This is a genomic window from Neisseria elongata subsp. elongata (assembly GCF_900113545.1).
Classification (GTDB): domain Bacteria; phylum Pseudomonadota; class Gammaproteobacteria; order Burkholderiales; family Neisseriaceae; genus Neisseria; species Neisseria elongata.
Map to the genome: position 1 here is coordinate 140,243 of NZ_FOPS01000004.1, position 13,690 is coordinate 153,932.

The following is a 13,690-nucleotide window of genomic DNA, read 5'->3' on the forward strand; positions in this document are numbered from 1 at the left end:
AGCGGAAACCGACACATGGCAAAAGCCCCCAAAACCATCTACCAATGCACCGAATGCGGCGGCACTTCCCCGAAATGGCAAGGCAAATGCCCGCATTGCGGCGAGTGGAACACACTTCAGGAAAGCCTAGCCGCGCCCGAACCGAAAAACGCCCGCTTCCAATCTTGGGCGGCGGATACCTCGACCGTCCAATCCCTCTCCGCCGTTACCGCCACCGAAGTGCCGCGCAATCCGACCGGTATGGGTGAACTCGACCGCGTATTGGGCGGCGGTTTAGTAGACGGCGCGGTTATCCTGCTCGGCGGCGACCCCGGCATCGGCAAATCCACGCTGCTGTTGCAAACCATCGCCAAAATGGCGCAAAGCCGCAAAGTACTGTACGTTTCCGGTGAAGAATCCGCCCAACAAGTCGCCCTGCGCGCGCAGCGTTTAGAACTGCCCACCGAAGGCGTGAACCTGCTTGCCGAAATCCGCATGGAAGCGATTCAGACGGCCTTGAAACAGCATCAGCCCGAAGTCGTCGTCATCGACTCCATCCAAACCATGTATTCCGACCAAATCACTTCCGCCCCAGGTTCCGTGTCGCAAGTGCGCGAATGTGCCGCCCAACTGACGCGTATGGCGAAACAGATGGGCATCGCCATGATACTGGTCGGACACGTTACCAAAGACGGCGCGATTGCCGGCCCGCGCGTGCTGGAACACATGGTCGATACCGTGCTGTATTTCGAGGGCGACCAACATTCCAACTACCGCATGATACGCGCCATCAAAAACCGTTTTGGCGCGGCAAACGAATTGGGCGTGTTCGCCATGACCGAAAACGGTTTGAAAGGTGTGTCCAACCCGTCCGCCATTTTCCTCGCCAGCTACCGCGACGACACGCCCGGCTCGTGCGTTTTGGTCACGCAGGAAGGCAGCCGCCCGCTTCTGGTCGAAATTCAGGCATTGGTCGATGACGCACACGGCTTCACCCCCAAACGCCTCACCGTCGGCCTCGAACAAAACCGCCTCGCCATGCTGCTCGCCGTTCTCAACCGCCACGGCGGCATCGCCTGCTTCGACCAAGACGTGTTCCTCAACGCCGTCGGCGGCGTCAAAATCGGCGAACCCGCCGCAGACCTCGCCGTCATCCTCGCCATGCTCTCCAGCTTCCGCAACCGCCCGCTGCCCGAAAAAATGGTCGCCTTCGGCGAAATCGGCCTAAGCGGCGAAGTCCGCCCCGTCGCACGCGGACAAGAGCGGCTCAAAGAAGCGGAAAAACTCGGCTTCAAACGCGCCATCGTCCCCAAAGCCAATATGCCGCGCAACGAAAAAGAGTTTCCGAATCTAAAAATCTTCGGCGTTTCCAGCCTTCAGGAAGCCATCGAAATCTGCCGCGATGCGGAAAACTCGGCGTAGGTTTCGATAGGGCATCAAAAGGCCGTCTGAAAAGCTTCGGACTTCCTTGAAGTCGGGCTTTCAGACGGCCTTTTGATTTCTGCCGATGTCTGCTGAAGGGTTGGCCTGCTTGGGCGGCAGACAAATGTCCGGGCAGATACGGCGGACTAAGTTTGGCCGTCGGCGGCAGGGTAACGCCGCATCAGTTTCAGCAGCCCGCGCATGGAGTAGCGGCGCAGCCAGGCTGCCAGCATCATGGCAGGATAGAACAGCAGGAAGCCGTAAGGATAGAGACTGTCGGGAATGAGCAGCATCAAAAACAGGCCGATAGCGGCAATTTCCAGCACCGTGCCCAAATGGCCGTTTTGCACTGTGCGGGCAACGTGGGCCGGCAACAGCAGCGGCCAGACGGCAGCGGCATACAGGGCGCAGAACGGCTGTTGCAGGCGGGAGGCCTGCCCGTTCAATAGGAGGTTGATCGGGCGTTCGACGGCGGCGAGCCAGTTTCGTTTGTGCTCAAGCAGGTAGAGGGCGGAGTTGAACCACAGCAGGATGGCGCAATAAGAGGCGATGCGGAATTCTTCGGACACCGACTCCAGATCGTTTAATAACGACCAAGCGAAGGCGATGAAGCCGGTCATAGACAAGGAGACGACAACCCACGCCATTTTGTAACGGGAAAGGTAATAAGTCCATGAAACAAGTGGTATCAAAGTGAGGATAAGGAATGTCGGCTCCGGGGTGTTGCGTAAGGGGAAAAATTGAATGGCAATCGTGACGGCGGGCATGGCAAACAGGTAGATTAGCGCAGTAATAGGGTGGTATTTGAATGTTTGCCAACGGGGTGCGGCGATATTCCATAACCAACTATGCAGGAGGGCGATTATGCCGGCAACTACAGAAGTTTGAATGACTGTAGCCAGCAAATCGGGAAATGCTCGGTTTTGGACGGTAAACAACAGGGTGGTGAACAGCAGCAGTCCGAGAATGACTACCCACGCCCCGTAGCCGGTTTTCCCTCCTTGCAAGAGGTCGTAGAGTGAAAAATGGGAGAAGACAAGGGCTTCGCGCTGCTCTTGTGTGGTTTCGGACGATAAGTTCGGCCAGGATAAAACGGCGGCCAAGCCGGCAAGCTGTTGCCTGAAAAAGCCGGGCCGTCTGCCGAGGAAGCGGTCGAAAGCGCGGGTGTAGGGGATGGGGTCGGGTTCGGCACTAAAACGGGTTTCGTCGTCGGAGCGGGCAAGCAGGCGGGAGAGGACTGCGTTTTCGCGAAAGTTCTGCAGCCGCATCATTTCGACGGGTGTGAGAATCCGGCCGTGCTTGTCTTCGTGCCAGCCGAAATAATCCGACCATTCTAGCCACAGTGGCCGGTCGTAAATGTCGTGCCGGCGCAGGAAGGCGGCGCACATATACGATGCTTCTTCGCTGCCGCCCAAAGGCATTTGGTCGAGCATGGCGAAAATTTGTTCGCGGTGCTTCAGCAGGCTGTCGCAGCCGCCCTGTTCAAACCATTCTTCCAGCCGGGTTTCAAGCTCTTCGGGCAATATTGCGGCATAGGGGCCGTCTGAAAAACCTTCGTCCGTATCGGCCGCGCTTTCTTGGGGCCAGCCGAAAGTGTCCGACCATTCCGACCACAAGAGGGGGTGGGTAATGTCGTGTTTGTGCAGGAAGTCGAGGCAGTAGCGCGACATTTGCTCCTCCTCGTCCCAAGACATTCTGTCCAGTGAGGCGCGGAATTCGCCGAGCCTGTGAAGCAGCCCTTCGCTGCCCGCTTCGTTGAACCATTGCTCCAGTTTGGATGATAGGTATTCGGGGCTGTGTATGTTGCGGCCGTCTGAAAAGGCTTTATCTGTATCGGAAGCAGCGGATGTGCCGTCAAACGGGCTTTCAGACGGCCTCTCGACGGTTTCTTCATCGCCGTTGCCGTTGTTGCCGTTTTCCCAAGCAGGGGGAATGGCGGATATGCCGTCTGAACAGCCGGTTTGCCCTGTTTCGGGTTGTCCGTGGTTTTCAGACGGCCATATATCGCCGTTGGTATCTTCGTCTTCATCCCCGTCTGCATCGATATAGATATGGGGGGCGACGGCGAGGGCGTAGTCGAAGGCTTCGCGCAGTCGTTGGTAGGCTGCCGCGTCGTCGTCGGGGCGGGTGGTTTTCAGTTGTTTGGCGTAGGCGCGTTTGATGGCGCGTTCGTCATTGGTGGGTTCTATGCCCAGTATTTGCCAACAGTCCATATTGCTTTGCTTTTAAGGGAAAGGCCGTCTGAAAGTAGGATTTTGTTTTCAGACGGCCGGTTGGGGCGGGTTGGTTAATCAGTCTTTTTCAGCCTGTCCGGAAGGGCTTATTTTCCAGTGTTGCCCCTGCGCGTCTGTTGCACGGCCGTATATGCGTTTGTCTATCTCTTCCGCCAGCGGCGAGGCGGCGGTGAAGCGCGCGGGCTGGACGATTTTGCCTTGGCGGTCGATATAGCCGTAGCGGGTGTTTTTATCGCGTTGCCCGTCGGAACGGTTGGACAAAATCGCCAAGCCGTGCCGGAAATCGGAAATATGGCCGAGCGAGGGCGGCAGGATTTGGCGGCCTTTGCCGTCGGCCAGCCCCCATTTGCCGTTTTGTTTGAACGGCAGGCGGTTTTCGGCAAGCGGGCCGACATCTTGATAACGCGGGGCAATCAGGACGCGCCCTTTCAAATCGGCAATGCCCCATTTGCCGTTTTGCCGCACTTGGAGGTGGGTGAGGCGGTAATGTTCGTAACCCGGGCGGATTTGCTGCCACACGAATGGGGCGGATACGGCGGGTGTGCCGTTCGGTCTGATTTCTATCAGGCCGTAGCCGCCGTTTCGTTTGGCAGCGGCATATTGGCGGTTGACGGAGTCGATGTCTTCGTATTCGAACGGCAGCATGGTTTGATCGTCGGTATCCGTCATCCCCCATTTGCCGTTTGAATTTTGCAGGATGTAGCCGTAGGGTTCGGCGCATTTTGCGTTGCGGTAAGCGGTGTCGGAAGCGGCGCGGCCGTCGGGGAACACGATGCGGAACGAGCCGCCGCGTCGGACCAGATAGGAGTGCGGCGGTTGTTTGTCGAAGCGGAAGCCGTCTTGCTGCATTGTGTGCGTGCGGCAGACGGTTTCCTTTAAAGTGTAGCCTGCCGGCGCCGTCAGCGGGCGGATGGAGAAGGCGGAAACGGCGGCAGACGGCAACAGGATGCAGAGGCTTAATGATATTTTGGTCATGTTCGATACTTGGTGGGAGATGGGTTGAAGGCCGTCTGAAAATAAAGCAGATGGCCGGGTGTTTCAGACGGCCTTATCTGCGCCGCCGCTCTCCGGGCAGCCCCATATCGGCCCATTTCACAATGTTGGCCACTTCGGCCGGATTCAGTTCGTAAAACTGGCCGCGCTTCAAGCGGTTGGGCAGGCCGATGGGGCCGAAGCCGATGCGGACCAGGCGGCTGACCGTCAAATCGAAGTATTCGAATATGCGCCGTACTTCGCGGTTGCGGCCTTCTTTAATCACGACGTTGTACCATTTGTTTACGCCTTCGCCGCCTTGTTCGCGGATGTGCTCCACTTTGGCCAAGCCGTCTTCGAGCATGATGCCTTCATCGGTCAGCATCCGCATTTGTTCGGTCGTCAGGCCGCCCAGCGTGCGCACCGCATATTCGCGTTCCACCTCGAAGCGCGGATGGGCGAAACGCTGCACCAGTTCGCCCGAGGTGGTCAGAATCAGCAGGCCGCTGGTGTTGATGTCCAAGCGGCCGATGGCGACCCAGCGGCTGCTGGCGGCCTGAGGCAGGCGGTCGAAGATGCTGACGCGGCCTTGCGGGTCGTCGCGGGAGACGATTTCGCCTTCTTGTTTGTAATACAAGATGATGCGCGGCAGGCGGTCTGCCCATTTGAGTTTGATGATGTTGCCTTTGACCAGCACTTGGTCGTCGGGCGTGATTTTATCGCCCAACTGCGCGGTTTTGCCGTTGACCGTTACCCAGCCGTTGTTAATCCAATCTTCCATTTCGCGGCGCGAACCGACGCCTGAGGCGGCCAGCACTTTTTGCAGGCGTTCGGGTTCCATGCGCGACAAATCGCTGCGGCGTTCTTTCAAATCGCGCGCGCGTTCCATGATTTTGCGGTTCGGGTTGCGGACGACCAGTTTTTTTGCTTTGGCGGCATGCTGCTTCGGTGCTTCGGTGCGGTTTTCAAAACGGTTTGACGTTTTGTTTTCAGACGGCCTCTGCACGGCGGCACGGCCTGACGCAGGCTTTTCAGACGGCCTTTTTGCCTTCGCTGCCGTGTTTTCAGACGGCCTGCGGCTGTTTTTCGGTTTGGCGGATACGCCGTCGCGCCATTGTCGTTTGCTGATTGTTTTTTTGGTCATAATGTTCTCCAACCCGCCGGATGGCGGGTTCTTCTGCGGCTTGCGCGGCAGGATGGGTTAATAATAGTTTTGGCGGGTATCTTGGGACGGATGCGGATTTTGCCGGTTATGGTTCTTTCTCCGACTGCGTATCCCAATCCGATTCGGATTCATTGTCTTCCTGTTCCGTTGCGCCGTCTTGGGGAAACGCTTCGGGCAGGACGAGTTCGCCCAATTCGGTCAGCGGCGGCAGTTGTTCCAGCGTTTCCAACTGAAGGTCGATCAAAAAGGCGGGTGTGGTTGCCCACAGGGCGGGGCGGCCTATGCTGTCGCGGTGGCCGATGACTTCTATCCAGCCGCGGTCTTGCAAGGTTTGCATGATGTTTTGCGAAACGGCCACACCGCGTATGTTTTCGATGTCGCCGCGCGTTACAGGCTGCTGGTAGGCGATGATGGCCAGTGTTTCCATTACGGCGCGGGAATATCGCGGCGCACGCTGTTCCTGCAGGCTGCCGAGCCGTTCGAATGCGGCTTGCGCGATTTGGAACCGCCAGCCTTCGTGGGTATGCACCAGTTGCAGGGCGCGGTTTTGCCAGCGGGTTTTCAAGGTGGCCAGCACGTCTATGAGCTTGTCGGCCGACAGCGGCGGCACGCACAGTTCGCGCATGGCTTTTTCGCTCAGCGGTTCGGTTTGGGTCAGCAGGGCGGCTTCGATAAGTGTATCCGGGGGAAGCGTGTTATTCATGATGTTTTCGGTTTTCAGACGGCCTTCCATATATAGTCGGGGAGGCCGTCTGAAAAAGGGTTTCCAGTGGTTCAGGCCGTCTGAAAAGCCTGTATTTGTTGCAGGATGCGGCGTGATTTGATGCCTTCCGGCAGGCGGAAATCCAGCAGCATCCTGGTGATTTGCAATGCCTGTTGCAGGCTTTCGCCGTTGTCGAAACGGCCTGCGTGCAGTTGCAGCAGAGTGCTGCCGTTTGCGGTGATGCTGTTTGCAGTATTCGGTGCCGATGCCAGCAACAGCGGGGCTTGTTCGGCTTGCAGCAGATATTGTTTTTCCGCTTCTACTGCTGCTCCGTCGGCGTCGTGCAGCAGGTCGGGGGCGTAGCCCAGTTCGGTCAGCAGCCGCCATTCGAAGCAGCGCAGGGCGGCAACATGGTTGTTTCGGGTGCAGATTTCCCGGTGTGCTTCGGCCAGCGCGTCGTATAGCTTCGGATGCGGGTCTTCGCGCGCGGTCAGTTTCCAAACCAGTTCGTTCAGGTACAGGCCGCTGAAGAGGGCCCTGCCTTGCGGTTGGGGCCAGCCGCCCAACCATTCGGCGCGGTGCAGGGTTTTGAGTTCGGTGTTGCCGTACCATGATGCGTCGATGGGGACGAACGGGACCAAGATACCGCGCAGTTCGCTCTGCCTTTTACGCGCGCTGCGTGCCAGCAGGGCGACGCGGCCGTAACGTCGGCTGAATACTTCGAGCCTCAGGCTGCTTTCACGCCAGGGTACGGCATTCAGCAGGAAAACGGGTTCGTGGTTGATGCGGTGGTTGCGGTCGGACATGGTGCGGACGAGGCCGTCTGAAAAGCGGTTTGCAGGTGTTTTTCAGACGGCCTTGCGGTTATTTGCTGTTGTATTTTACGTCGTATTTCAGTTCGGTAAGGACGTTTTTCAGGTTGTAGTCGAGGATGTCTTTCACCAATTCGGGTGTTTCCGAGGTAACAGCCTGATAAAGCTGTTGGTTCAGGTTGGCGGCCTGGCGGGTGATGGCGGTGCGGACGACTCCGTTTACAGCATCGGTCAGGTGAGGCATCAGACGCTGCATCAGACGGTCGATAAGTTCTTGTTCCGACAGGCAGAACACAGGGCGGTTGCCCGGTACACCCTGCGGATTTAAGACGTTTACGTTGACGGGGATGTCGGCCAGGGCGGGCACGGCTTCGGTGCTGTCGGCATTTTCCTCCGGCTCTTCGGCGATAGGCGTTTGCGCGGATTGACGTTTGGGGTTAAGCCAGACGGTCTGCTTTTCCTGGATGTCTTCCGGTTTGATGTTGCCTTGCAGGGCGTTTTGCGCGTTCAGCCAGTCTTCTTCCAGCAGAACGGTGGTGTCGGTTTCTGTCAGCTCGCCGGCCAGTGCGGCATTGTGCCGGGCCTGCCAGCTTTTCAGATAATTTTTCATGACCTGCCGTTTGAATTCGGCGTGCAGGTGGTGTTTTTTTTCTGTTGCTTGTGTCGGTGCGGGAGCAGGGACAGTGTGTGTTTCAGGCTGCTCAGACGGGCGGCTGTCGCGTTTGGCGCGCATTTGTTGTAGTTTTTTTTCCCATTCGGGTTGTTTGTTCGACATGGTTATCTTCGTCAGTACGGCTTATAATGCCGCCCATTTTAACAGAATATAAGGAGTGTTCGGTGATGGAAGATATCGAACGTCGTTTGGAGTATTTGGAAGAGGCCAATGAGGCGTTGAAAATGCAGAACAAGGTGCTGGTTGCGGCATTCAAAGGCATGCTCCGCGGGTTGCCGACAGAGCTTGCGCAAGATGTGGTGGAGTCCGTGCAGCTGGCATTTGAAGATGCGGTAAATGAATTGGTTTACGAAGACAGCCCGCATGTCGATTTGTTTCATGACGTTACTTATGCGTTTTTCCGTGAAAAAGAGTAAATTCGTGCTAAAATAAAACAAGCGGTACTTTAAAACTGAATAAAAATCGAGTAAAGGAAACAAACATGAGCATGAAAAAATGGTTGGCAACAGCATTGGCTTGTTCCGCATTACTGGCTGCCTGCGGCGGTCAGGGTCAAAACCAAAGCCAGGGTCAGGCATCGGCTCCGGCGGGTGCGCAAGGCGGCGAGAAGGTTTACCGTGTTGCTATGAATGCCGAATTTGCGCCGTTTGAATTTATGGACAGTGCAAACAATATCCAAGGCTTTGATGTCGATTTGGTCAATGCCATGGCTAAGGCGGGTAATTTTAAAGTTGAGTTTAAACATCAGCCGTGGGACAGTCTGTTCCCCGCATTGGGCAACGGCGATGTCGATATCCTGGCTTCTGCGGTAACCATTACCGACGACCGCAAACAAACCATGGATTTTTCCGATCCATATTACAAAATTACCCAAGTGATTTTGGTGCCGCAGGGTAAAACCATCAAATCGGCTGAGGATTTGAAACAGGTCAATAAAGTAGGCGTGGTAACCGGTACGACCGGCGACTTGGCTGCCAGCAAAACCCTCGGTTCGGACAGCACTAAAATCGCCCGTTTTGAAAACATTATTTTGGTAACCAAAGAGCTGGAAAACGGCGGCTTGGATGCGGTAATCAGCGACAGCGCGGTAATTGCCAACTACATTAAAAATAACGGCAGCAAAGGCTTTTCTATGGTTGAAATTCCCGATTTTACCGAGGAAAACTATGGATTTGCCGTGCGTAAAGGCGATACAGCGACAGTTGCAATGCTGAACGACGCACTGAAAAAAGTACGCGAATCTGGCGAATACGATAAAATTGCCGATAAATATTTTGCCAAATAAAAGGGCTAATTACCACGATGCCTGATTGAGGCCGTCTGAAAGAAATATTTTCAGACGGCCTTGTATGCTGAAACAGTCTGGATGGTATAACAATCAAGCGGCACAGCCGAAATACTTAACTAAGGAATAAAGCATGAAAAAAACCGTTATTGCAACATTGGTCGGAATCGCCATCTTGGGCGGCGGAGCTGTCGGCGGCAGTGTTTATGCCGATAAAAAACTGAAGCAGGATTTTTATTTCCAAAACAATCCCAAAGCGGACAAACGTCTGAAAATCACGCTTAAAGAATTCGATATGGGCGTGACATCGGGCAAAGCTTCGTGGACGGGCGAATTTACTCCTGATCTGTGCAATACGGAGGACAAATTGTCCTTGCGCGGTGAGGACGTGATCACGCGCGGCCTGAGCGGTTACAACATGAAAAGCAAGCTTTATCTGGTTGTGGAAAATGGCAAAGAATTTCTCCTGTTCAACGGCGATACCGATATTTCTTGGGTAGGTGAATTTAATAGTAAGCTGACTGCTCCCGCAAGCTCGTATCAAGACGATGAGGCGGGGATGAAAGTTAGCTGGGATACTGTAACTTCCAATATTTCCGGCGGAAAAGCAGATCAACGCTATTATTTGAGCAAATTCGATTTTGACTCCCCCTCTGTTTCTATGGAAAACATCAAAGCTGCCGAGGAAGGGAAATTCCTTATTCAAATGAATAATTTGAAATACAGCACGGATACCATTATGGGCCAGGTTGTAAAACCGCAGAACGGAACCGCGATTTTTTCTCTAGGTTCATTCAAAGTAGAGAGCCCAGACTTCAATTTGAAGGTAAATAATGTTAAGAGTGAAAGCGAGCAAACGATTAAAGACGGCAAGTTCACATTTGCCAGCCGTAACACCATTGGCGATATTGAGGTTAATCAGGCCAAGTTCGACCGCATACAGCAAAACTTCAGCCTGCAAGATTTGAACGGAGAGGCTGTTGAACGTGCTAACGCCTTCTTGGAGCGAGAAGGACAAGAGTGCTTGAGTCCGGAACAATCACAGACCGAAATGAAGGAAATTGTCAAACTGCTGTTGAAATCCGGCCTCAAGGTAGACAGTAAAGGCAACCAGATTTACTTGGACGGCAGCATGGCGAAGGCCGATGCAGATGCCTCATTGCCGCCTATTGCCTATGAAAACGACCAGCAGTTGGAGCAGGCCGTGATAGAAAAATTGAAATACAACGCGGCTGTCGAAGTCGATAAGAAATTTATCGAAGGAATATTGAAGCTGATGGCTGTTTACGGAATAGGCGATGGTTCAACCGATGTAGAGGCAACCGTGAAAGAATTGGCTACCGCACTGGATGGCGAAGTTACGACCGACAAGCTGATTGTCAAACGCAGTAAATAAGCAGGTTGGATTTCGTTTTAATTTCGCCAATCGACTGTCCGACTGACGAAAACTTTGTTTCAGACGGCCTATGCGAATAAAATAGGCTGTTCAATCAAAAGTATGGCAATTCATGGCGGATTGATTTGATACTTATGATGTACGGTTGCGGCAATCAGATTGCCCCGTTTCAGTGTCAAATTCCTCTGCTGTGGATGCCATATTTTTTATTTGAAAATAATGAAGGATATTTTGTGAAATCTTCAAAAATTATTTTGCTGTTGGCTTTAGGATGGTGCAGCTCGGCGTACGCTTCAGCAACTCAAAAATTACCCTTGGATGAGACAGGTTGTTTGTCTAAGCCTTTACAAATCAAGCGCGGCGGTGCGGTATATTATTTTGACAGCCCGACAGATACGGGTTTGTTGCTTTCATTTGAACCAATCAGTCCTGATGTGGTGGTGAAAAATCCGAAGGGCAAAAAGGTTGCATTGGAAGTGGGAAGGATAGGTGGTAATGACGAAGGCGGATTTAGCTTTGCGGAAATCATGGATAAAGGACGTTACACCATTCACTTTCCGCGAGCGGGAAAAATAGAGTCTTTGTGCATTAACGGGGGGAGTTAGGAAGCATTGCGGCGGGCAGGCCGAAAAGTCCAAAGCGGCAGTCGCCAATCCGCTTATATTGTTTTTATTTCGAACCACACATTGAATCGAAAGGCCGTCTGAAAATATTTCAGACTGCCTTTGCTTTATTTGCCCCGCATCAGTTCGAAGAAATCGTTGTTGTCCTTCGAGGCTTTGAGTTTGTCCACTAAAAATTCGGTGGCTTCCAAATCGTCCATTGGGTGCAGGAATTTCCGTAACAGCCACATGCGTTGCAATTGGTCGTTCGGTACCAGTAGTTCTTCGCGGCGGGTGCCGGATTTGTTGATGTTAATGGCGGGGAACAGGCGTTTTTCGGCCATGCGGCGGTCGAGATGCAGCTCCATATTGCCCGTACCTTTAAATTCTTCGTAAATCACATCGTCCATACGGCTGCCGGTTTCCACTAAGGCGGTGGCGATGATGGTCAGTGAGCCGCCTTCTTCAACATTACGGGCGGCACCGAAGAAGCGTTTGGGGCGGTGCAGGGCGTTGGCATCCACGCCGCCGGTCAGGATTTTGCCCGATGCGGGGACGACGGTGTTATAGGCGCGGGCAAGGCGGGTAATCGAATCAAGCAGGATAACCACGTCTTTTTTGTGTTCTACCATGCGCTTGGCTTTTTCAATCACCATTTCGGCCACTTGGACGTGGCGGGTGGCGGGTTCGTCGAAAGTGGAGGAGACGACTTCGCCGCGTACGGAACGGCTCATTTCGGTTACTTCTTCCGGGCGTTCGTCAATCAGCAGGACGATGAGTTCGGCATCCGGGTAGTTGGCGGTGATGGCATGGGCGATGTTCTGCAGCATCACGGTTTTGCCTGATTTCGGAGGGGCAACCAAAAGTGCGCGCTGTCCGCGTCCGATTGGGGAGACGAGGTCTATGGCGCGGCTGGTGAGGTTTTCTTCCGCCTTGATGTCGCGTTCCAACTTGAATTGTTTGGTTGGGAAGAGCGGGGTAAGGTTTTCAAAGAGGATTTTGTGTTTGCAGACTTCGGGGTGGTCGCCATTGATGGAATCGAGGCGGACGAGGGCAAAGTAGCGTTCGTCGTTTTTCGGTACGCGAACGGTGCCTTCGATGGTGTCGCCGGTATGGAGGTTGAAACGGCGGATTTGGTTGGGCGAGACGTAGATGTCGTCCGGGCCGGCGAGATATGAGGTGTCGGCGCTGCGCAGGAAGCCGAAGCCATCGGGCAGGATTTCCAAGGTGCCGGAGCAGTTAAAATCTTCGCCTTGGCGCATCAATTGGCGGACGATGGCGAAAACCAAATCTTGTTTTCTCAGTCGGTTGGCGTTTTCGATGCCGAGTTGTTCGGCTTGTTCCAGAAGTTTGGAAATATGTTGGGTTTGTAGTTCGGAGACGTGCATAAGATTGTTTTTGTAGTCAGTATAAGCGGAAATACGGCGCGTGAGGCCGTCTGAAAAAAGTGGTCGGAGGGTGGATAGTGATGGTTTTGTATTTGGAAATATGGAAATTGAATTTTGAAAAATGGGAACCGCCGACGGAAGCGGCGGATTAGCGGGCTGCATTTTATGTAGTGTGGGGCGGGCTGTCAAGAAGGCCGTCTGAAAAATAACGGTGTCTCAAAAGCGTTGAAATGCCGTGGCGGCATTCGGTTCGGGCGGTATGTTTTCAGACGGCCTGTCGGGATAGGGATGCTATTTGGGTTGGCTGTAAAGTGATTAAACATCATTTTAGGTATTTGATTTTTGGTTTGGTTTACTAATGGGAAATGCAGCTTTACCGTACGGCAGGTTTGTTGTCGCCGAGATTTCCTTTACACTGCCCCCCTATCTGCATATTTGATGAAAAACAAAATTTTAAAGGAACCTCCATGACACCTGATTCTTTCCGCTATTACGGTACCGTCAGCCGCCTGCTGCATTGGTTGATGGCTGCTTGTTTTGTTGTAATGCTGGTAACGGCAATTATTTGGAATCTGACCGAGGCCGACTGGGTCGGCAGTCTTTACGGCCTGCATAAATCGTTCGGCTTTATTTTGATGGTGTTGATCGTCGTCCGTATCCTATGGGCGGCTGCCAATATGGGCAAACGCCCGCCCGCCGACAGTGCGGCGGCCAAGCTGGGGCATTTGGCATTGTATGCGCTGATGTTGTTTGTGCCGCTGGTCGGCATGATTAGACAATACGGCAGCGGTCGCGGGCCGTTGAAGGTGTTTGGCTTGCAGGTGATGCAGGGTACGCCGGAAAAGGTTGAATGGATGGCGAATCTGGGCAATATGTTGCACGGTAAGATGGCTTGGCTACTGTTTGTTTTGGTAGCGGGGCATATTGCGATGGTTATTGTGCACCGTATGCAGGGCAATAATGTGTTGCCGCGTATGTTGGGCCGCCGTTCGTAGCCTGCCGCCCTGGTTTTGAAAAGGCCGTCTGAAAACCGGATTTCGGATTTTCAGACGGCCTTTT

At 53.9% G+C, this 13,690-nt stretch carries 13 protein-coding genes; 6 read left to right on the plus strand and 7 right to left on the minus strand.

The annotated features are described in order from the left end of the window. The first annotated feature begins 15 nt into the window (after positions 1–15). Positions 16–1,401, plus strand: coding sequence for a DNA repair protein RadA (radA, locus tag BM261_RS05450; RefSeq protein WP_074896009.1), 1,386 nt, complete (start codon positions 16–18; stop codon positions 1,399–1,401). A 146-nt stretch (positions 1,402–1,547) separates the two neighbouring features. On the opposite strand, the gene BM261_RS12385 is transcribed toward radA, so the two are convergent. From BM261_RS12385 to BM261_RS05480, 6 genes are all read right to left on the minus strand, one after another. After that, a complete protein-coding gene (locus tag BM261_RS12385) occupies positions 1,548–3,614 on the minus strand; it encodes a J domain-containing protein (protein ID WP_114910504.1) in 2,067 nt (688 codons plus the stop codon). A 78-nt stretch (positions 3,615–3,692) separates the two neighbouring features. Continuing rightward, positions 3,693–4,610, minus strand: a complete 918-nt coding sequence (locus tag BM261_RS05460; RefSeq protein ID WP_074896011.1) for a WG repeat-containing protein — start codon at positions 4,608–4,610, stop codon at positions 3,693–3,695. 73 nt (positions 4,611–4,683) lie between these two features. Further along, complete coding sequence (locus tag BM261_RS05465) at positions 4,684–5,751, minus strand: pseudouridine synthase (protein WP_074896014.1); 1,068 nt, start codon at positions 5,749–5,751, stop codon at positions 4,684–4,686. A gap of 106 nt (positions 5,752–5,857) precedes the next feature. Beyond that, positions 5,858–6,475 carry an SMC-Scp complex subunit ScpB gene (gene scpB, locus BM261_RS05470; protein ID WP_074896240.1) on the minus strand — a complete coding sequence of 206 codons (618 nt, stop codon included), beginning with the start codon at positions 6,473–6,475 and terminating at the stop codon, positions 5,858–5,860. Between the two features lie 71 nt (positions 6,476–6,546). Next, positions 6,547–7,281: a DNA repair protein RecO gene (gene recO, locus BM261_RS05475; RefSeq protein ID WP_074896017.1), complete on the minus strand. Its 735-nt coding sequence runs from the start codon at positions 7,279–7,281 to the stop codon at positions 6,547–6,549. A 58-nt stretch (positions 7,282–7,339) separates the two neighbouring features. Further along, positions 7,340–8,062 carry a hypothetical protein gene (locus BM261_RS05480; protein WP_074896020.1) on the minus strand — a complete coding sequence of 241 codons (723 nt, stop codon included), beginning with the start codon at positions 8,060–8,062 and terminating at the stop codon, positions 7,340–7,342. Positions 8,063–8,127: 65 nt separating this feature from the next. Here BM261_RS05480 and BM261_RS05485 point away from each other — a divergent pair, with 65 nt between their 5' ends. The 4 genes from BM261_RS05485 (at position 8,128) to BM261_RS05500 (ending at position 11,246) form a co-directional block, all read left to right on the plus strand. Beyond that, complete coding sequence (locus BM261_RS05485; protein ID WP_074896024.1) at positions 8,128–8,376, plus strand: NGO1151 family protein; 249 nt, start codon at positions 8,128–8,130, stop codon at positions 8,374–8,376. Positions 8,377–8,441: 65 nt separating this feature from the next. Further along, positions 8,442–9,245, plus strand: a complete 804-nt coding sequence (locus BM261_RS05490; RefSeq protein ID WP_074896028.1) for a basic amino acid ABC transporter substrate-binding protein — start codon at positions 8,442–8,444, stop codon at positions 9,243–9,245. A gap of 133 nt (positions 9,246–9,378) precedes the next feature. Continuing rightward, the gene (locus BM261_RS05495; RefSeq protein WP_074896031.1) at positions 9,379–10,641 is read left to right on the plus strand and encodes a DUF945 family protein; all 1,263 of its coding nucleotides are present in this window, start codon (positions 9,379–9,381) and stop codon (positions 10,639–10,641) included. A gap of 134 nt (positions 10,642–10,775) precedes the next feature. Beyond that, positions 10,776–11,246, plus strand: a complete 471-nt coding sequence (locus BM261_RS05500; protein WP_234404426.1) for a hypothetical protein — start codon at positions 10,776–10,778, stop codon at positions 11,244–11,246. Between the two features lie 125 nt (positions 11,247–11,371). Here the strand turns inward: BM261_RS05500 and rho are convergent, their stop codons facing one another. Continuing rightward, a complete protein-coding gene (gene rho, locus BM261_RS05505) occupies positions 11,372–12,631 on the minus strand; it encodes a transcription termination factor Rho (RefSeq protein WP_003771621.1) in 1,260 nt (419 codons plus the stop codon). Positions 12,632–13,098: 467 nt separating this feature from the next. Here rho and BM261_RS05510 point away from each other — a divergent pair, with 467 nt between their 5' ends. Next, entirely contained in the window at positions 13,099–13,626 is a 528-nt protein-coding gene (locus tag BM261_RS05510; RefSeq protein WP_074896034.1) for a cytochrome b, read from the plus strand. Positions 13,627–13,690 lie beyond the last annotated feature (64 nt).

What these genes read in the sequence shown, in the direction of transcription:
- radA (WP_074896009.1), top strand. Translation starts at nt 16, where the DNA reads ATGGCAAAAGCCCCCAAAACCATCTACCAATGCACCGAATGCGGCGGC.
- BM261_RS12385 (WP_114910504.1), bottom strand. Translation starts at nt 3,614, where the DNA reads ATGGACTGTTGGCAAATACTGGGCATAGAACCCACCAATGACGAACGC.
- BM261_RS05460 (WP_074896011.1), bottom strand. Translation starts at nt 4,610, where the DNA reads ATGACCAAAATATCATTAAGCCTCTGCATCCTGTTGCCGTCTGCCGCC.
- BM261_RS05465 (WP_074896014.1), bottom strand. Translation starts at nt 5,751, where the DNA reads ATGACCAAAAAAACAATCAGCAAACGACAATGGCGCGACGGCGTATCC.
- scpB (WP_074896240.1), bottom strand. Translation starts at nt 6,475, where the DNA reads ATGAATAACACGCTTCCCCCGGATACACTTATCGAAGCCGCCCTGCTG.
- recO (WP_074896017.1), bottom strand. Translation starts at nt 7,281, where the DNA reads ATGTCCGACCGCAACCACCGCATCAACCACGAACCCGTTTTCCTGCTG.
- BM261_RS05480 (WP_074896020.1), bottom strand. Translation starts at nt 8,062, where the DNA reads ATGTCGAACAAACAACCCGAATGGGAAAAAAAACTACAACAAATGCGC.
- BM261_RS05485 (WP_074896024.1), top strand. Translation starts at nt 8,128, where the DNA reads ATGGAAGATATCGAACGTCGTTTGGAGTATTTGGAAGAGGCCAATGAG.
- BM261_RS05490 (WP_074896028.1), top strand. Translation starts at nt 8,442, where the DNA reads ATGAGCATGAAAAAATGGTTGGCAACAGCATTGGCTTGTTCCGCATTA.
- BM261_RS05495 (WP_074896031.1), top strand. Translation starts at nt 9,379, where the DNA reads ATGAAAAAAACCGTTATTGCAACATTGGTCGGAATCGCCATCTTGGGC.
- BM261_RS05500 (WP_234404426.1), top strand. Translation starts at nt 10,776, where the DNA reads ATGATGTACGGTTGCGGCAATCAGATTGCCCCGTTTCAGTGTCAAATT.
- rho (WP_003771621.1), bottom strand. Translation starts at nt 12,631, where the DNA reads ATGCACGTCTCCGAACTACAAACCCAACATATTTCCAAACTTCTGGAA.
- BM261_RS05510 (WP_074896034.1), top strand. Translation starts at nt 13,099, where the DNA reads ATGACACCTGATTCTTTCCGCTATTACGGTACCGTCAGCCGCCTGCTG.